Source organism: Martinezella multihospitum, assembly GCF_900094585.1.
Lineage (GTDB): Bacteria > Pseudomonadota > Alphaproteobacteria > Rhizobiales > Rhizobiaceae > Rhizobium > Rhizobium multihospitium.
The window spans coordinates 516,237-533,533 of the sequence record NZ_FMAG01000003.1; the positions used below are offsets into that span (position 1 = coordinate 516,237).

13 protein-coding genes are annotated in these 17,297 nt (G+C 60.5%); 4 read left to right on the forward strand and 9 right to left on the reverse strand.

Translation table 11 applies throughout. From position 1 onward, the window contains the following. The first annotated feature begins 161 nt into the window (after positions 1 to 161). Together GA0061103_RS14130 and GA0061103_RS14135 are read left to right on the forward strand one after the other, a co-directional pair. The gene (locus GA0061103_RS14130) at positions 162 to 416 is read left to right on the forward strand and encodes a type II toxin-antitoxin system Phd/YefM family antitoxin (RefSeq protein WP_092712104.1); all 255 of its coding nucleotides are present in this window, start codon (positions 162 to 164) and stop codon (positions 414 to 416) included. After that, the gene (locus GA0061103_RS14135; protein WP_092712106.1) at positions 416 to 826 is read left to right on the forward strand and encodes a type II toxin-antitoxin system VapC family toxin; all 411 of its coding nucleotides are present in this window, start codon (positions 416 to 418) and stop codon (positions 824 to 826) included. The genes GA0061103_RS14130 and GA0061103_RS14135 overlap by 1 nt, the downstream gene beginning before the upstream one ends. Here GA0061103_RS14135 and ung read toward each other — a convergent pair. From ung to GA0061103_RS14155, 4 genes are all read right to left on the reverse strand, one after another. After that, a complete protein-coding gene (gene ung / locus GA0061103_RS14140) occupies positions 820 to 1,521 on the reverse strand; it encodes a uracil-DNA glycosylase (RefSeq protein ID WP_092712108.1) in 702 nt (233 codons plus the stop codon). The genes GA0061103_RS14135 and ung overlap by 7 nt on opposite strands. Positions 1,522 to 1,636: 115 nt before the next feature. Then, the gene (locus GA0061103_RS34755) at positions 1,637 to 2,470 is read right to left on the reverse strand and encodes a DUF7946 domain-containing protein (RefSeq protein ID WP_141694432.1); all 834 of its coding nucleotides are present in this window, start codon (positions 2,468 to 2,470) and stop codon (positions 1,637 to 1,639) included. A 160-nt stretch (positions 2,471 to 2,630) separates the two neighbouring features. After that, positions 2,631 to 5,078, reverse strand: a complete 2,448-nt coding sequence (locus tag GA0061103_RS14150) for a GcvT family protein (protein ID WP_092712112.1) — start codon at positions 5,076 to 5,078, stop codon at positions 2,631 to 2,633. 9 nt (positions 5,079 to 5,087) lie between these two features. Further along, positions 5,088 to 5,966 carry a choline/ethanolamine kinase family protein gene (locus tag GA0061103_RS14155; protein WP_092712114.1) on the reverse strand — a complete coding sequence of 293 codons (879 nt, stop codon included), beginning with the start codon at positions 5,964 to 5,966 and terminating at the stop codon, positions 5,088 to 5,090. 313 nt (positions 5,967 to 6,279) lie between these two features. On the opposite strand from GA0061103_RS14155, the gene GA0061103_RS14160 reads away from it, so the two are divergent. Continuing rightward, positions 6,280 to 7,089, forward strand: a complete 810-nt coding sequence (locus tag GA0061103_RS14160) for a DeoR/GlpR family DNA-binding transcription regulator (protein WP_092712115.1) — start codon at positions 6,280 to 6,282, stop codon at positions 7,087 to 7,089. 21 nt (positions 7,090 to 7,110) lie between these two features. On the opposite strand, the gene GA0061103_RS14165 is transcribed toward GA0061103_RS14160, so the two are convergent. Further along, positions 7,111 to 7,992 carry a LysR family transcriptional regulator gene (locus GA0061103_RS14165; protein WP_092712117.1) on the reverse strand — a complete coding sequence of 294 codons (882 nt, stop codon included), beginning with the start codon at positions 7,990 to 7,992 and terminating at the stop codon, positions 7,111 to 7,113. A 116-nt stretch (positions 7,993 to 8,108) separates the two neighbouring features. Here GA0061103_RS14165 and GA0061103_RS14170 point away from each other — a divergent pair, with 116 nt between their 5' ends. Continuing rightward, a complete protein-coding gene (locus GA0061103_RS14170; protein WP_092712119.1) occupies positions 8,109 to 9,131 on the forward strand; it encodes a YeiH family protein in 1,023 nt (340 codons plus the stop codon). Here the strand turns inward: GA0061103_RS14170 and GA0061103_RS14175 are convergent. The 4 genes from GA0061103_RS14175 to GA0061103_RS14190 all read right to left on the reverse strand — a co-directional run bounded on the left by GA0061103_RS14175 (position 9,094) and on the right by GA0061103_RS14190 (position 17,221). Continuing rightward, positions 9,094 to 10,926 carry a bifunctional diguanylate cyclase/phosphodiesterase gene (locus GA0061103_RS14175; protein ID WP_092712121.1) on the reverse strand — a complete coding sequence of 611 codons (1,833 nt, stop codon included), beginning with the start codon at positions 10,924 to 10,926 and terminating at the stop codon, positions 9,094 to 9,096. The two genes, GA0061103_RS14170 and GA0061103_RS14175, sit on opposite strands and share 38 nt — an antisense overlap. 145 nt (positions 10,927 to 11,071) lie before the next feature. Next, positions 11,072 to 12,856 carry an IlvD/Edd family dehydratase gene (locus GA0061103_RS14180; RefSeq protein WP_092712803.1) on the reverse strand — a complete coding sequence of 595 codons (1,785 nt, stop codon included), beginning with the start codon at positions 12,854 to 12,856 and terminating at the stop codon, positions 11,072 to 11,074. A 7-nt stretch (positions 12,857 to 12,863) separates the two neighbouring features. Continuing rightward, positions 12,864 to 13,748: an NAD(P)-dependent oxidoreductase gene (locus tag GA0061103_RS14185; RefSeq protein ID WP_092712122.1), complete on the reverse strand. Its 885-nt coding sequence runs from the start codon at positions 13,746 to 13,748 to the stop codon at positions 12,864 to 12,866. Positions 13,749 to 14,023: 275 nt separating this feature from the next. After that, complete coding sequence (locus tag GA0061103_RS14190) at positions 14,024 to 17,221, reverse strand: efflux RND transporter permease subunit (RefSeq protein ID WP_092712124.1); 3,198 nt, start codon at positions 17,219 to 17,221, stop codon at positions 14,024 to 14,026. Between the last annotated feature and the right edge of the window lie 76 nt (positions 17,222 to 17,297).

Here is a 17,297-nt window from a genome sequence, read left to right on the forward strand (position 1 = left end):
GTGGGCCTCGTTTCGATAGCCCCGAATAGCCAAACGGATTGTCTTCAATCAGTGAACGATAAATTCAGATCGTTCACCTTGATGCAGCATCGCTCTCATCTCTTGATTCCAAACAGGGACAACATTAGTTTAAGCTAGACAGTCTAGCTAGTGAGGTCTCGATGAATTGGCCATTGCAGGATGCAAAGAACCAGTTTTCAAAAGTCGTACAGAAAGCACGCAGCGAAGGCCCGCAAATCGTCACCTTGCGCGGCGAGCCCGCGGCGGTCGTTCTGTCTGCCGAAGACTACGATGCACTTCTGGCTGGCAAACCAAGCCTTGCCGATGATTTGCTGTCAGGGCCGGCTTGGGACGATGAAATGGCCGAGGCCGTATCTAAACGAGATAAAACGCCAAGCCGGGATGTCCTTTTCTGATGTATCTGGTCGACACCAATGTCGTCTCGGAAATCCGGCGCGGTAATTCCCAAGCGATTACGTGGCTGCGCTCGGTCGATCCCTCCACTATCTATCTGAGTGTCATCACACTTGGAGAGATCATGCGCGGGATTGCGCTCAAGCAAAAATCAGACCTGCGTACCGCAGCACATCTGGAGGAATGGTTGCGCAAGCTCCGGCACGACCATCGCAATCGCATTCTTCCCATCACCGATCAGATTGCGGTCGAATGGGGACGTATCGCGGCACAGCGACCGCGTGGAGACGCCGATGGGCTCATCGCGGCAACGGCGATCGTTCATGACCTCATGGTCGTCACTCGCAACATCGGCGATTTCGACGACACCGGCGCTTCAATCGTCAACCCCTGGGACCAGGCGCCTTACTGAGCATCCGGATTGCTCGGCAGTGCCCAGTCGATCGGATCTCTGCCGTGTTCGGAGAGATAGGCATTGGCTTTGGAGAAATGCCGGCAGCCGAGGAAGCCATTATGGGCCGACAGCGGCGACGGATGCGCCGCCTTCAGCACCAGATGGCGCTCGGTATCGACAAAGGCGGCCTTCTTCTGCGCGTAGGAGCCCCAGAGCATGAAGACGACGCCGTCGCATTCGTCGTTCACCTGGCGGATGACGGCGTCGGTGAAACGCTCCCAGCCTTTGCCCTGATGCGACGCGGCTTGCGATTCCTCGACCGTCAGCACGCTGTTGAGCAGAAGCACGCCCTGCTTCGCCCAGCTTTCGAGAAAACCGTGGCGGGCCGGCGGAATGCCGAGATCGGTCTCCAGCTCCTTGTAGATGTTGACCAGCGACGGAGGGATGCGCACGCCGGGACGCACGCTGAAGCAGAGCCCATGCGCCTGCCCGAAACCGTGATAAGGATCCTGCCCGAGGATGACGACCTGCACCTCGTCAAGTGGCGTCAGATCCAGCGCCCGGAAATATTCGCTCCCGCGCGGAAAGATCACCTTGCCGCGCTGCTTCTCCTCGACGAGAAAAGCCTTGAGCTGCTGCATGTAAGGACTTTCGAACTCCGGAGACAGCGCCTCTTTCCAGCTTTCCTCAAGCTTGATGTTCGCTTCCGCCATCGTTTCCGGCCTCCGTCTGTTGTCAGCATGTCGATTGAGGATGAAAGAGCCGGCGTGTCAAGAAAATGGCGGTGACTGCAGCAGGGAATCACAGTTTTCGGGAGGTGGCGTGGCTTCAAGTCCGCAAGATCGTCTTAAATGCTCTAACGATTCTCAACCGCTTGTATCTACTATCTAGGGAAATTGTGGGCACGCAGGCAATCTGAATTTCGCTAGGCAGCCTATTAACATATTTGTCCAGACTGTAGCTCAAGGCGGCATATGTATCAGAATCTAAGCCTTTGGGTGCATAGAAGCGCACTGTCTTACCTACATCTGGCAGATAAGCACTCCCGTTACCAGAGTTAGCGTTGTATGCTCCAACGCTAACTACCATCAGAGTTTCGTCGGTTAAGAAATCGGCGTTAACATAATCTTTGGTTACTTGATCGAGTTGCAAAAGAGACTTACGCTCCTGCTTTAGCTCTAATGTAGTGGCGCCGTCTCCTATAACGGAATGGGCACGCCGCATAGAGGGCTCAATCTTGTCGATCAAAGCTTCCCTGTCACCTGAAGGAAGGAGATTCAATGTATCTTCTTCCCGTTTTAAAAGGGTCACGGTTAGCCCGCACACCTGTCTTATTGTGCTCGTTACTAGGCTATTAACGGCTTGGCTGGCAGTGCCGGCAATATAACTTCCCGCAACAGAGGTTAAAAACAAGCTATTTGGTTCCGTTAGAAAAACCCAAAGCTCCTGTATGTAACTACCTTGGCGTGAAGGTGCCAGGTAGATACGGATATCAGGCGATAGCTCGCCGCGAGTGCGAATTTTACCAGTTGCGGCGTAGTGGCTTATTAGTGCGAAAGTCCATGTCATCCCTTCGAGGGAAGTAGCTCCGCTGTGAGCAGGTAAACGACTCTCAGATGCTGTTCCGCCATCGTAAACTAACTCGTATTTTAACGTTTCCATTAACCAATCTCCGCCCTACCTCCATGGTTGTAAAGCCAGGGGGCGGAGTCAATACTCGCGCGATCTTTGTTTTCCACTGAAACGATCATAATAGAATATTATGCACTACTTTATATGGCCATAGGCGAATTTATGCTGCCCAACACCACCCTGGCCCCAATCACCCCTTGATCCGCGCCATCTGCGGATCATAGAGCGGTTTCAGCGACACCCGACACGGGACACGGCTCTGCGCGACATCGAGCTCATAGCGGCCTGACAGCACGAAGTCCTCCGTTACACCATTGGGATCGCGGACATAGCCATAGCCGATCGCCTTGCCGATCGTGTAGCCATAGCCGCCGCTCGACAGCCAGCCGACGCGCTGGCCGTCGCGATAGATCGTTTCGCGGCCGAGAAGCACGGTTTCAGGATCGTCGGGCACGAAGCAGGCCAGCATCTTCTTGACGCCGGAGGCTAGCTGACGCTCGATTGCCTCCCGGCCACGGAATGCAATGTCCTTCTTCGTTTTCACCGCCCAGGCAAGCCCGGCCTCGACCGGCGTATGGTCCGGCCCGATATCCGAACCCCAGGCACGATAGCCCTTCTCCAGTCGGCAGCTCTCGATGGCGCGATAGCCGGCATTGACGAGGCCATGTTCGCGGCCGGCGGCCATCAGTACGTCATAGACGGTGGCGGCATATTCTACCGGCACATGCAGCTCATAGCCGAGTTCGCCGACATAGGTGATGCGCAGCGCCCTGACAGGGCAGCCGGCGATGCCGACGGTCTTCACCTTGCCGAAGGGGAATGCGGCGTTCGAAACGTCAGCGGAGGTCACGGCCTGCAATATCTCGCGCGATTTCGGTCCCATCAGCGACAGCACGGAATAGGCGGAGGTCACATCCACCAGCTCGGCATGCATTTCGGACGGAATATTGCGGGCGATCCAATCGAAGTCATGCGTGGCAAAGCCGGTGCCCGTGGTGATGTAGAATTCGTTCTCGGCGACGCGGGCGACGGTGACGTCACATTCGATGCCGCCGCGGTCGTTCAGCATCTGGGTATAGGTCAGGGCGCCGACAGGCTTGGCGACGTCATTGGAAGCAATCCACGAAATCGCTGCCTCGGCATCCCTGCCCTTCAGCACGAATTTCGCGAAGGAAGTCTGGTCGAAAATGACGGCCGATTCGCGCACGGCCTTATGTTCCCGGCCGACAGCATCGAACCAGTTCTGACGGCCATAGGTGTAGATATCCTTCGGCTCCTCGCCAGCGAAGAGATCGGCAAACCAGTTCGGCCGCTCCCAGCCGAGCTTTTCGCCGAAGCAGGCACCCTGTGCCTTCAGCCGGTCGTAGAGCGGCGACTTGCGGCAGGGACGGCCGCTGGAATGCTCCTCGAAGGGCCAGGCCATGGTGTAGTGCTTGCCATAGGCCTCCAGCGTGCGGATACGCACCCAGTCGGTGTCGAAATGCGGGCGGCCGAAGCGCCTGATATCGACCGGCCAGAGATCGTAAGGCGGCTCGCCCTTGGCGACCCATTCGGCGAGCGCCATGCCCGCCCCGCCGGCAGAAGCAATGCCGAAGGCGTTGAAGCCGGCGCCGACGAAGAAATTCCTCAGCTCCGGCGCCTCGCCGAGAATGAAATTGCCGTCGGGCGTAAAGCTCTCCGGCCCGCAAAGCAGCTGCTTGACGCCGGCCGTCTGCAGCGCCGGCACGCGCACCAGCGCCTGTTCCATGATTTGCTCGAAATGATCGAAATTGCTGTCGAGCAGCGTGTAATGGAAATCCCTAGGGATGCCGTCGAGCGCCCACGGGATCGGGTTCGGCTCATAGCCGCCCATGACCAACCCGCCGACCTCTTCCTTGTAATAGGTCAGCCGGTCGGGATCGCGCAGCGTCGGCAGGTTGGAGGGCACGCCGAAGGATTCGGTGATGAGATATTGATGCTCGACCGAGACGAGTGGCACGTTGACGCCGAAGCGGGCGGCGAAGCTCCGCGTCCACTGCCCGGCGCAGACGACGACGCGCTCGCATTCGATGCGGCCTCTCTCCGTAATGACGGCGCGGATCCGGCCCTTGTCGATCTCCAGGTCGAGAACCTCGGTATCCTCGAAGATCGAGACGCCGCTCATGCGGGCGCCTTTCGCCAGCGCCTGGGTGATGTCGGAAGGATTGGCCTGGCCATCGGTCGGCAAGAAGGCAGCGCCGACGAGATCGTCGACATCCATCAGCGGCCAGAGATCGAAAGCCTCCTTGGGCGTCAACAGATGCATTTGCAGGCCAAAGGACTGCGCCGTCGTCGCCTGCCGCTTCACCTCCGTCCAGCGCTCCTCGTTACAGGCGAGACGCAAGCCGCCATTCATCTTCCAGCCGGTGGCAAGTCCTGTCTCCGCCTCGAGCTTCTTGTAAAGATCGACGGAGTAGCCGAGCATCTGCGTGATATTTGCGCTGGTGCGCAACTGGCCGACGAGACCGGCGGCATGGAATGTGGTCCCCGAGGTCAGCTTCTTGCGCTCCAGAAGCACGGTATCGGTGAAGCCGAGCTTGCCGAGATGGTAGGCGGTCGAGCAGCCGATGATGCCGCCGCCGATGACGACGGTCTTTGCGGTAGCAGGCAGGTCCTTCATCGTGTCACCTCAAGACTTGCGAAAATCCTGCCAGGCGTTCTCAAAGCGCCTGAGATTTTCAGCTGTATAGGAAGAATAATCGAATTCGATGTCGGAATGGATTTCCGAAACCATGCTCCACATCGTCTCGCGCAGGAGCGAGGCGCATTTCATCGCCCGATAGCGCCGGCGCAGATCGTCGCTGACGGGAGCCTCATAGTAAGCCTCCAGCATTGCCTCTTCCTGCGCCTCGGAAAATTCATTGTTGGAGGCAAGGCCGCCAAGATCGAAAAGCGGCGTGTTGAAGCCGGCATAATCCCAATCGATCAGCCAAAGCCGCTTGCCGTCATTGAGGAAATTCGCTGCCAGCAGGTCGTTATGGCCGAAAGCGATCTCGAAGGGACCGGCTTCGCGTTCGAGCCGGTCGGCGATCTCGAGAAAGGAATGCAGCAACGGCTTGTGGCGACTGCCGCCAGCCTCCAGGAGAGCCGCATAATCCCTGACCACATGAAAGACCCAGAAGATCGCCGCCGGTCCGCGAAAGTGCCTGGCGACTTCCCGATGACAGGATCGGACGAGCGGCACGACCCGGCTCATCATGGCTGGATTTCTTATATCATCGGCCGATAGCGGCCTTGCGTCGATATAGTCCAGCACCAGTATGCCGGGCTCGTGATGGATCACAGCAGGCGAAAGACCGGCTGCATGGGCGGCCCTGCTTGCGGCCACCTCATTGGTACGGCTGATATGGTGAGCGGGAATGTCCGACCCCAGCCGCACGACGAAGCGGCGACCATCATTGCCGACCAGATAGTTGCGATTGGTAATGCCGCCCACCAGCGGTTCGATGTCGATCGGCCCGCGCCAGATGCTGAGAGAATGTATCCTGTTTTCCGCCGTCGCAGTCATTCCCCCCTCCGGTCCTGCTGCTGAGCATCCTTCTGATGTGGAAGGTTCCCCACAAACGTAAAGCTGTCAAGAATTGACCCACAAAATGAAACGAATATTTGGCTTTTTGTTGGAATCGAGCAGCCATCTCCAATAGGATGAGCTATGGATATCCTAAAGACTGTGCTTCACCGTAGGTGAGATTTGTCTTAAAAACTCAGGCGCGAGGCAACCAGATGAAGGTTGCGTGCATCAAGGTCTCCGGCAGCAACGGAACCAGCCAGTCGAAAGCCATACAAGTTTGGGATCAATACCCTCAATAGGATCAGGAACCATGTCGGGCACATCCCAGCCACCACTTCACTCCAATCACCGCGAGCGCGAAATACTGGAAGAGCTGCGCTTGGCCGGCGGCGCAAGCCGCATCCAGTTCCTGGCCGAACGGCTCGGCGTTTCCGAGGAAACCATCCGCCGCAACATCCGCAGCCTCGAGGCAAACGGGCTTGTGACGAAGGTTCACGGCGGGGTCCATATCAAGGACTCGATGAACGAACCGCCGCTGCACCTGCGCATGAACGAGAATGCGGAAGCCAAGCGGATGATCGCCGCCGCCGTCGCCGCGATGATCGAGGATGGCGATGCGCTCTTCCTCGATGTCGGCTCGACCACCGCCTTCATCGCCGTCGCCCTGCAGAAGCATCAGAACCTCTTCGTCGTCACCAATGCCGTCGCCGTCGCCCATGCGCTCGCCACCCGCAACGGCAATCGCGTCTTCTTCGCCGGCGGCGAACTGCGCGGGCATGATGGCGGCACCTTCGGCATGGAAGCCGCCAATTTCCTGCGCCGCTTCAACGTGCGCCATGCCATTCTCTCAGTTGGCGCCATCAACGCCGCCTCCGGCTTCATGCTGCACGATCTGGAAGAAGCGGAGTATTCACGGGAAGCGGCAAGCCGCGCCGAAAACCGCATCGTCGTCGCCGACAGCGCCAAGTTCGGCCGCAGCGCGCCGATCGTGCTGAGCGACCCCGCAACCTACGACGTGCTCGTCACCGACGACACGCCACCGGCCGATATTTACGCCATGCTGGAGCGCAACGAGATCGAGCTCGTCATCGCCAACCGGCAACGGGGCGAGCGACGGTAGCAGGACCGTCAAATCGGGCACTCAGCCCTTGCACATGGCTTCCAGAGTCAGCGCCGCTTTGCTCGCATGGCGCTCCTTGTGGCGCAGCAACCGGAAGCTCCGGGCGGGCAGATCGAATGCCGCCTGAACCAGCAGCCCCTGCCCGAGATAGGCTCTCGCTGCAGCGCTGGAAATAGCCGCAGCACTTTGCCCGCTGCAGACTGCGGAGAGCACTGCCTCATTCGAGGGAAGGACCAGCGCCACGTCGAGGTCTCGTGGTGAAGCCCCGAGCTTGGCAACCGCATTTTCGAATTCGGAGCGCGTGCCCGAGCCCTCCTCCCGCATCACCCAGGAGGTGCCCGTAGCAAGATCGGCCGCCGTCAATCGTCGACCATCAGCCCAGGGATGATGTGGTGGCACGACGATGACGAGCGCATCCTGTGCAACGATCTTCATCGACAGTGCCGGCGCATCCACTTCGCCCTCGATGAAACCCAGTTCGGCCGCACCGTCGATAACGGCCTCGGTGACGGTTCGCGTATTGCCGATCGTAAGATCGAGTTCGATACCGGGATAGTCGCTATGAAACCGCATCAGCAACGGCGGCAGCCAGTAGCTGGCGATGGTCTGGCTGGCATAGAGGCTCAGCCGGCCGCGCTGCAGCCCGCCCAATTCCGAAAGCATGAGTTCTGCCGAGCGCACGCGCGCAAGCGTCGCCTTGGCTTCACCCAGGAAGGAGCGGCCGGTTTCCGTCAACTCAATCCGCCGCCCGACACGATGGAAGAGCTCGACGCCGTAATAGGCTTCGAGGTTCTTGATCGCGGAACTGACGGCAGACGGTGTCAGATGGATCGCTTCGGCGGCATTGGTCAGATGCTCTCGTTCCGCGACGGCGACGAAAATGGCGAGCTGTTCGAAGGTCATGGGAAATCATTCTAATTTATCGAATGAAACATAGGATAATATTCGATGGATGTCGACATCGACAGATGAGACTTTCCAGCCGTCACCAAAGCATAACAAACGAATGACGGCACGCCATGTCCATTGCTCAACGCGCAAACACCATCCTTCCCGGCCTCGCACTCACTGCGGCCGTCGCCCTTCTGGCCTATGCGGCGGAGCATGTTGAAGTGGACCTTCTCGGCGGCCGGTGGATTGAAAGCCTGGTGCTTGCCATCGCGCTCGGCATCGCTGTGTGCACGATCAAGCCACTGAAGCCAGTCATGAAGCCCGGCATCGATTTCAGCGCCAAGTTCCTTCTGGAAATCGCCATCGTCCTTCTCGGCGCGTCCATCAGCCTTTCGGCGATCAGCGGCGCCGGCGTCTGGCTGATCGCCGGTATTGCCATCGTCGTCGTGCTGTCGATCGCCGCCACCTATCTCATCGGCCGGGCACTCGGCCTGCCGCCGAAGCTCGCGACATTGATCGCCTGCGGCAACTCGATATGCGGCAATTCAGCGATCGTGGCCGTCGCGCCCGTGATCGAGGCCGACTCGCAGGAGATCGCCGCAGCGCTTGCCTTCACCGCCGTCCTCGGCATTGCCGCCGTGTTCCTGCTGCCGCTTTTCTATTTCCACTTCGGCATGAGTGTACCGCAATACGGGACCCTTGCCGGACTGACGGTTTATGCCGTGCCGCAAGTTTTGGCGGCGACCGCCCCCGTCGGCCTGCTCGCCGTCCAGACCGGCACGCTCGTCAAGCTCGTCCGCGTCCTGATGCTGGGTCCGGTCATCTTCCTGCTCGGCATCCTCACCAAGGCTGAAGCCTCAGGCAGCGATGAACGCAGCGGCCATCACCATTCTCTGGTTCCCTGGTTCATCTGCGGCTTCCTGGGGTTGATGGCGCTGCGCTCCTTCGGACTGATCCCGGATGCGCTGGTGGCACCGATGGAAACCGTTTCCGGCATTTTGACCGTCATCGCCATGGCGGCGCTCGGCCTGTCGGTCAACATCCGCTCCGTCGCCCATGCCGGCGGCCGGGTGATCGCCGCAGCGACACTATCGCTGTTGACGCTGGGCGCCATCAGCTATGGTCTGATCCTCGCCCTGCAGATTCAGTAGCATGCGCGACAACACTGGCTGAAGACCGCCCCGGGCTCGACGCTTGGGCTGACTTCAGCAAAGCTGCGGTCTCGCTTTCGGAAGAAGGATAGCCGATGGCATAACCCTGAAGCTCATCGCAGCCGACCTCGGCCAGAACGAGCGCGTGATCCTCGGTCTCGACCCCTTCGGCGACCACCTCGACATTCAATGTGCGTGCGATTTCGATGATAGAGCCGACAAGACGACGCTGCTCCTCGGAAACCGTAACGGCAGTCACCAACTGGCGATCTATCTTCAACCGCTTCGGTTTCAGCTTGACGAGGCCGATCAGCGAGGCATGACCTGAGCCGAAATCGTCGATCTCGATATCAATTCCCATCTCCTTGATGCCGGCAATATTGGCAAGCACTGCCTCGTCGGGCTCATCCAGGAAAATAGTCTCCACCAGCTCGAAGGCGATGGCGTGGCGCGGTATTCTGAGCGCCCTCAATCCATCGATCAGGTCGGGATCCGCAAGCCTGCGACCGGAGATATTGACAGCGATACGCGGCGGTGAAAGACCCTGCGAAACCCAGGCTGCCCGATCTGCCAGCGCGCGCTTCAGCACGGCCGCATCGATCTCTGCGGTAAATCCATATTCATCGGCAACCTTGAGGAAGGCCACGGGGCTCAGCAATCCTCTTCCCGGATGCCGCCAGCGTGCCAGCGCCTCCAGGCCGACGATGCGGCGGCTCTGCGCGTCCACTTGGATCTGATAGAAAGGCTCGATCTGCCGCAGCACCGGCGCCAATCGCAACTCGTCGGCCAGGCGGCGTTCTGCATGCAGATCGGACTGGAGCTGCGGCGTGAAGAACTCCACCCGGTTGCGGCCGAGTTTCTTGGCCTGAAAAAGAGCGACATCGGATTCTGCCAAGAGATTGCCTGCGCCGCTCGTCTGGCCCATCGCCACGCCGATGGACGCGCCGATCTTCAGCATCTCGTTGCCGAAACGCACTTCGCGGCGCAATCTCGATAGAATATCGTCGGCGATCGCCTGAAGCCTCTCGACACTGCCGATATTGACCAGCACGGCCACGAACTCGTCGCCGCCGATGCGGGCGACGATGTCGTTAGCGGTTATCGCTCCGGAAATGCGGGCAGCAGCGCTTTGCAATGTGGCATCACCGGCCGCATGACCCCATTTGTCGTTGATCTCCTTGAACCCATCGAGATCGATATGGAGGATCGCCAGGGTTCCGATAGACCCATCGTTGCGCAACTCGGCGAGACGCCGGTCGAAATAGCGGCGGTTCGGAAGACCCGTGAGATAATCGTGATCGGCGGCATGTTCTATTCGCGCGCGGCTGTGCTCCAATGCAACGGCACGCGCTTCGGCGATGGCTTTTTGGCCGCTCAGCTCGCGGTTGAGCAAAACATCAGCGGTGACGTCCCATTCCGCGCCGATGAAGGAAGGCGCCCCGTCGGCATCCTCATAATAATGCGCGCGCGAACGCAGATGACGCACCTCGCCTCCGGGCAGGATGATGCGGAACTGGGAATTATAGAAACCCTTCCTGGCCAGCGCGACATCGAAGTCGTGGACGGCCCCTTCGATATCCTCGGGATGCAGCGCGTTCATCCAGACGTCGGAGGAAACCCTGTGCTCATGGAGCCCGGTCCCGTAGAGCTTGTGCATCTGCGAGTCCCAGAGCAATTCCTGCTCGTTGACATTGTGCTGCCAGACACCGATTTGAGACGCCTCCAGCGCCAGCTCCAGCCTCCTTAAAAGGTCTTGGAACTCTTCTTCGCTTCGTCCTGATGTCGTCTCTGCCAAAGAGCACCACCCCCTTCGGAAACTGAAGAGACTAACTAACCGCAGCCAATTATAGTTGCACTACTCCCTTTCGCGAACTTTAATGGCTGCGCAAGCTACCCAAATTAACAGCAACGCTGCAATCCTTGCCAGCGGCCGGCGCCTGTCAATGGTTGTGCCGCGGCGGATTGGCCGCGATGTCGCGGAAATCGGCGGCGCCATCCAGCACGGCTCCGTCTGAAAGTTGCGTGACCGAACGACGATAGATGCGCTGCCACGGCGTCGCATCTGGCGGCACCGCCGGAATGCCGTCGCCCTTGCGACGCGCGATCTCCGCCTCGTCCACCAGCATGTCGCAGCGCCCCTGATTGAAATCGATGCGGATGATGTCCCCGGTCCTGAGCCAGGCAAGCCCGCCACCGGCCGCACTTTCCGGCGAGGCATTCAAAATGGAGGGGCTGTCGGCCGTGCCAGATTGGCGCCCATCGCCGATCGTCGGCAAGCTCTTGATACCCTTTTTAAGAAGATGATCCGGCGGCTGCATGTTGACGACTTCGGCCGATCCCGGCCAGCCGATCGGCCCGGCGCCGCGGATGGCGAGAATGGTCTTTTCGTCGATGTCGAGATCGGGATCGTTGATGCGCTTGTGATAATCCTCTGACCCGTCGAAGACGACTACCCTGCCCTCGAACACACCTTCGTGGCCCGGCTCCTGCAAATAGCGGCTCTGGAACTCCTCGGAGACGACGCTCATCTTCATGATGGCGAAATCGAACAGATTGCCCTTGAGCACCAGGAAGCCGGCGCGCTCCTTCAGCGGCTCCGCGAAGGGACGGATGACCTCGCGATCGGTCGCCTCCCTCCCCTTCAGGTTTTCCGCCATCGTCCGGCCCGTGACCGTCGGACAGCTTCCATCCAGCTTTCCGGCCTGCAGCAGTTCCCACATGATGGCCGGAACGCCGCCGGCACGATGGAAGCGTTCGCCGAGATAGGCACCCGCCGGCTGCACATTGGCGAGCAGCGGAATATCGAAGCCATGCACTTGCCAGTCGTCTGGATAAAGTTCGACGCCGGCGTGCTTGGCCATGGCCGCCAGATGCGGTTGCGCATTGGTCGAACCGCCGATGGCGGAATTGACCCTGATCGCATTGAGGAAGGCCTCACGCGTCAACACGTCCGAAGGCTTGATATCGGCAAGGACCAGTTCGACCGCGCGCCGTCCGGTGCGATAGGCCATCTGCCCGCGTTCGCGATAGGCGCCGGGAATGGCGGCGCAGCCGGTCAGCGACATGCCCAGCGCTTCCGCCATGGCGTTCATGGTCGAGGCCGTTCCCATGGTGTTGCAATGGCCGATCGATGGGGCAGAGGCGAGCGAAGCCTCCATGAACTCTTCCTCGTCGATCTCGCCTGCCGCCAATTTGCGGCGCGAGCGCCAGATCACCGTGCCGGAGCCGGCAAGCTCACCCTCATGCCAGCCATCAAGCATCGGGCCGCCGGAGAGAACGATGGCCGGAATATTGACGGTCGAAGCCGCCATCAGTGCAGACGGCGTGGTCTTGTCGCAGCCGGTCGTCAGGACGACGCCGTCGAGCGGATAGCCGTAGAGCACTTCCACCAGGCCGAGATAGGCGAGATTGCGGTCGAGTGCCGCCGTCGGCCGCTTGCAGTTTTCGAAGATCGGATGGGTCGGGAACTCGATCGGAATACCGCCGGCATCGCGAATGCCGTCGCGCACGCGCTTGGCGAGATCGAGGTGATGGCGATTGCAGGGCGTGAGATCGCTGCCGCTCTGGGCGATACCGATGATCGGCTTGCCGGAGCGCAACTCCTCAGGCGTGATGCCATAGTTCATGAAGCGCTCGAGATAGAGCGCCGTCATATCGATATGATCCGGATTGTCGAACCAGTCCTGCGAACGCAAACGACGCTTGGATGCACCCTTATCGCTCATCTCTTCCTCACGCCTTTCCCTGGGCATTCTTTTCTTCCAGATGCTGCAGCAGGCCGCTGTGATCCTGCTCGCCGCCGCCATTTTCGACGAATTCGGCAAACTCGGCTCGCACGACTTCGGTCAGCGGCAGATGAAGCGACAGATTCTGCGCCGCCGCCAGCACCGTATCGAGGTCCTTCAGCTGGTTGCGGGCAGTGCCGCCAGGCTCGAAGTTGCGCTCGATCATGCGCTGGCCATGCAGCTCCAGAATTCGGCTTTCGGCAAAGCCGCCGCGAATAGCGTCGCGAAACGCCTCGCGCGAACCGCCGCCTGCTTCGACCAGCAGCATCGCTTCCGCGACGGCCCCGATGGTTACGGCAACGATCTGCTGATTGCCGAGCTTTGCGAGCTGGCCGGTCCCGCTCGGACCAACACGGGTTACGCGCCCGAGAGGCGCCATAATATCACGGACGTTGTCGATGACGCTGGCCTCGCCGCCAGCCATGATCGCGAGCGTTCCTGCAGCCGCCCCGACCACGCCACCGGAGACCGGCGCATCGATGTGCCGGATGCCGCGCTCGGCGAGCTTGAAGGCATGCTCGCGGGCAATAGCCGGCGATATCGAGCTGTTGTCGATAACGATCGCTCCAGTCTCCAATACATCGGCCACGCCGCTGCCGAAAAGGACTTCGCCGACAGCCCCGCCATTCGTCAGCATGGTGAAAAGCACCGCGGCTCCCCGCGCCGCCTCCACCGCCGTATCCGCGACGGTTGCGCCATCGGCAGCCAGAGGTTCCGCCTTGCTACGATCGCGATTCCAGACGGTCACGGCAAACCCGGCGGCCAGCAGACGCCGCGCCATCGGCGCACCCATCAATCCCGTGCCGAGAAAAGCGATCTTCCTGCCGCTCATGGACTATCCTCCGAATACAACGCACCAACCCCGAGGCTATATGCTATCGCCCTTTAGGTCCTAGCGCCAACGGGCCACTCCTCATGCCCGATGTACGTCAATCAAATCATCCAAGAGCTTGATAAACCTATGGTGCCAGCATGCAAAGAAAATCGGTGACCTGGCCGAAAAATCTTCGAAGCTGAATTCGGAATAGACCGTAGATAAAGAAAAGGCGGGACCTTACGGTCCCGCCCCTGGCCTGTCGATGACTGGAGGTCGGTTCGGCATGGCCCCTATTCGGCGGCGATCGGGAGTACCTCCGCCGAATGTTCGTTGTCGTTGTGCGGGTGCTGCTTCAGCGGACGGTTGCCCGTCAGGCTGCGGATCAGCACGTAGAACACCGGCGTCATGAAGATGCCGAAGAAGGTGACGCCGATCATGCCCGAGAACACCGCAATACCCATGGCGGCGCGCATCTCGGCACCGGCGCCGGTCGAGGTGACCAGCGGCACGACACCCATGATGAAGGCCATGGAAGTCATCAGGATCGGACGCAGACGCAGGCGGCTGGCCTCTATCGCGGCCTGAACCGGTGTGCGGCCTTCGAATTCCAGCTCGCGGGCAAATTCCACGATCAGGATCGCGTTCTTCGCCGACAAGCCCACCAACACCACCAGGCCGATCTGGGTGAAGATGTTGTTGTCTCCACCCGTGAGCCAGACGCCGGTCAGCGCCGCCAATACACCCATTGGCACGATCATGACGATGGCGAGCGGCAAGGTCAGGCTCTCGTATTGGGCGGCCAGCACGAGGAAGACCAGCAGCAGCGCCAGCGGGAAGACGACGACGCTGGAATTGCCGGCCAGAATCTGCTGGTAGGTCAAATCCGTCCACTCGAAGTCTATGCCGGCCGGCAACGTCTCATGCAGAATCTTCTCGATCGCCGCTTGCGCCTGACCCGACGAGAAGCCGGGCGCCGGGCCGCCATTGATGTCGGCCGCAAGGAAGCCGTTATAGCGGTTCGTACGCTCCGGGCCGGTGGTGGCATCGACCTTCAGCAAAGCTGAAAGCGGGATCATCTGGCCCGATGCCGAACGAACCTTCAACTGGCCGATATCCTCCGGCTGGGCGCGGAACTTGGCATCGGCCTGTACGCGGACGCTATAGGTGCGGCCGAAGGCGTTGAAGTCGTTCACATAGAGCGAACCGAGATAGATCTGCAGCGTCTGGAAGACGTCGGTGACGGAGACCCCGAGTTGCTCGGCCTTGGCCCGGTCGAGATCGGCGAAAAGCTGCGGCACGTTGATCTGGAAGCTTGAGAAGATGCCGGCAAGTCCCGGTGTCTGGTAGGCCTTGGCGATCACTGCCTTGGCCGCCTGGTCGAGCGCCTGGTTGCCGAGGCCGGCGCGATCCTCGATCTGCAGCTTGAAGCCGCCTGTCGTGCCGAGACCGTTGACTGGCGGCGGCGGGAACATGGCGATGAAGGCATCCTGGATGGCGCCGAACTTGTGGTTCAGCGCCATGGCGATCGCCCCGCCCGAAAGGTCGGGTGTCTTGCGCTCATCGAAGTCCTTCAGCGTGACGAAAACGATGCCGGCATTCGAGGAATTGGTGAAGCCGTTAATCGACAGGCCCGGGAAGGCAATCGCATTGGCGACGCCCGGCTGCTTCAACGCGATGTCCGTCATGCGCTTAATCACGTCTTCCGTGCGGTCGAGGCTTGCGGCATCCGGCAACTGTGCGAAGCCGATCAGATACTGCTTGTCCTGCGACGGAACGAAGCCGCCTGGAACCGTCGTGAATAGGCTATAGGTCGCTCCCACCAGCGCGAGATAGATCACCATGACGATGCTCTTGCGCGACAGCAGGCCGCCGACGCCCTTGCCGTAGTATTTCGAACCGGCGCCGAACGCCCGGTTGAAACCACGGAAGAACCAGCCGAAGATCGCGTCCATGACCCGCGTCAACCGATCCTTCGGCGCATGATGCCCCTTCAGGAGCAGGGATGCCAGTGCCGGAGACAGGGTGAGCGAGTTGAAGGCCGAGATGACGGTCGAGATGGCGATCGTCAGCGCGAATTGGCGGTAGAACTGACCGGACAGGCCGGAGATGAAGGCGAGCGGCACGAAGACCGCGACGAGGACCAGCGCGATCGCAATGATCGGACCGGAGACTTCCTTCATGGCCTTGTAGGTGGCGTCGCGCGGACTGAGCCCGTTCTCGATATTGCGTTCGACGTTCTCGACCACCACGATCGCGTCGTCCACGACGATACCGATCGCCAGCACCAGGCCGAACAGGCTGAGCGCATTGATCGAGAAGCCGAAGACATACATCACCGCAAAGGTGCCGATGATCGACACCGGAACGGCGATCAGCGGGATGATCGAGGCGCGCCATGTCTGCAGGAATAGGATGACGACGAGAACGACCAGCGCGATGGCTTCGAGCAGCGTGTCGATCACCTTCTCGATCGAGGCGCGGACGAATTTCGTCGTATCGTAGACGATATCGTACTTGACGCCCGCCGGCATGGCCTGCTGCAGTTCGTTCATGGTCGAGCGCACATTGTTCGCGATCTCGATCGCGTTCGAACCAGGCGCCTGGAGAACGGCGACGGCGACGGCCGGCTTGCCGTCGAGCAGCGAACGCAGCGTATAGTCTTCCGCACCCAGCTCGACGCGAGCGACGTCGCGAAGTCGGGTGATCTCGCCGTTGGCGCCCGTCTTGACGATAATGTTGCCGAACTCCTCGGGTGAGCGCAGGCGGCCCTGGGCATTGACGTTGAGCTGCATGTCCACGCCCGGCCGGCTGGGCGAGGCACCGATGATGCCGGCCGCAGCCTGGACGTTCTGCGAGCTGATCGCATTGCTGATGTCGCTGGCGGCAAGATTATGCTCGGCCGCCTTCTGCGGATCGATCCAGACGCGCATGGAATAGTCGCCGGCGCCGAAGACCTGCACCTGCCCGACGCCTTCGATGCGGGCGAGCCGATCCTTGACGTTCAGGGTTGCGTAGTTTCGCAGATAGGTGATGTCGTGGTCGGCCCCGTCCGAGACGAGGTTGACGACCATGATGAAGTCGGGCGAGCTCTTGACGGTCGTGATGCCGAGGGCGCGGACCTCCGTGGGCAGGCGCGGCTCGGCCTGCGAAACGCGGTTCTGTACGAGCTGCTGCGCCTTGTCCGGATCGGTGCCGAGCTTGAAGGTTACCGTCACGTTGAGAACGCCGTCGGACGTCGCCTGGCTGGACATGTAGAGCATGCCCTCGACGCCGTTGATCTGCTCTTCGAGCGGCGTCGCCACCGTTTCGGCGATGACGGTCGGGTTGGCGCCGGGATAGGTGGCGCGCACGACGATCGACGGCGGCACGACCTCCGGATATTCGGAGATCGGCAGCGCCCTGAGGCCGATCAGGCCGGCGACCACGATGAGGACCGACAGCACGCCGGCAAAGACCGGACGGTCGACGAAAAATCTTGAGATGTTCATGGCAGAACCCTCTCTACGAGTGAACACGGGACACGAAGTCCGCGCCCGCGGCCCAGGAGGCGCCACGAGCATTGCA

What these genes read in the sequence shown, in the direction of transcription:
- ung (WP_092712108.1), bottom strand. Translation starts at nt 1,521, where the DNA reads ATGGCGGAAGCGAACATCAAGCTTGAGGAAAGCTGGAAAGAGGCGCTG.
- GA0061103_RS14170 (WP_092712119.1), top strand. Translation starts at nt 8,109, where the DNA reads ATGTCCATTGCTCAACGCGCAAACACCATCCTTCCCGGCCTCGCACTC.
- GA0061103_RS14135 (WP_092712106.1), top strand. Translation starts at nt 416, where the DNA reads ATGTATCTGGTCGACACCAATGTCGTCTCGGAAATCCGGCGCGGTAAT.
- GA0061103_RS14185 (WP_092712122.1), bottom strand. Translation starts at nt 13,748, where the DNA reads ATGAGCGGCAGGAAGATCGCTTTTCTCGGCACGGGATTGATGGGTGCG.
- GA0061103_RS14190 (WP_092712124.1), bottom strand. Translation starts at nt 17,221, where the DNA reads ATGAACATCTCAAGATTTTTCGTCGACCGTCCGGTCTTTGCCGGCGTG.
- GA0061103_RS14180 (WP_092712803.1), bottom strand. Translation starts at nt 12,856, where the DNA reads ATGAGCGATAAGGGTGCATCCAAGCGTCGTTTGCGTTCGCAGGACTGG.
- GA0061103_RS14160 (WP_092712115.1), top strand. Translation starts at nt 6,280, where the DNA reads ATGTCGGGCACATCCCAGCCACCACTTCACTCCAATCACCGCGAGCGC.
- GA0061103_RS34755 (WP_141694432.1), bottom strand. Translation starts at nt 2,470, where the DNA reads ATGGAAACGTTAAAATACGAGTTAGTTTACGATGGCGGAACAGCATCT.
- GA0061103_RS14130 (WP_092712104.1), top strand. Translation starts at nt 162, where the DNA reads ATGAATTGGCCATTGCAGGATGCAAAGAACCAGTTTTCAAAAGTCGTA.
- GA0061103_RS14155 (WP_092712114.1), bottom strand. Translation starts at nt 5,966, where the DNA reads ATGACTGCGACGGCGGAAAACAGGATACATTCTCTCAGCATCTGGCGC.
- GA0061103_RS14165 (WP_092712117.1), bottom strand. Translation starts at nt 7,992, where the DNA reads ATGACCTTCGAACAGCTCGCCATTTTCGTCGCCGTCGCGGAACGAGAG.
- GA0061103_RS14150 (WP_092712112.1), bottom strand. Translation starts at nt 5,078, where the DNA reads ATGAAGGACCTGCCTGCTACCGCAAAGACCGTCGTCATCGGCGGCGGC.